At 60.4% G+C, this 455-nt stretch carries 1 protein-coding gene; it reads right to left on the reverse strand.

Annotated elements, in window-relative coordinates; translation table 11 throughout:
- Positions 1-455 (reverse strand): MFS transporter (locus G8E10_RS25745; protein ID WP_281517820.1); only part of this gene is annotated, 455 nt, incomplete at both ends.

A 455-nucleotide genomic window follows, 5' to 3' on the forward strand; every position in this document is an offset into this window, starting at 1 on the left:
CTTCGGCAGGACTCGACGCGAAGGCGGAACCGATGATGCGCATCGCCATCACGACTCCGGCAACGATCAAGGCATTCTTTCCGCCGATACGGGTCAACACCCAGGGAATGAAGAACATCATGAGGGCGACCCCGCCTTCGGTCAGCGTGGTCACGAAGCCGAACACCTGGGTGCCCTGCTGCGGGGAGGCGAAGAAGCCGCGGAAGAAGTTGGCGAATTGCTGGTCGAACACGTCGTAGAGACAGGCGACGCCCACGACATACAGCACCAGGGACCAGAAGCGTCGATCGGACACCAGATTTTTGACCGTCGCATAGGAAATGGGCGCCGATTTTTCCTGCAGGTCATCGGTCTGGGCAACGGTCGAACCCGGCTGGACTCTCCAGAGCAGCAGGGCCAGCACCAGGGCGCAGCCCGAGCCGATCCAGAAAATCAATTCGGGATCGCTACTGATG

The organism is Ferranicluibacter rubi, from assembly GCF_011603255.1.
Taxonomy (GTDB): domain Bacteria; phylum Pseudomonadota; class Alphaproteobacteria; order Rhizobiales; family Rhizobiaceae; genus Ferranicluibacter; species Ferranicluibacter rubi.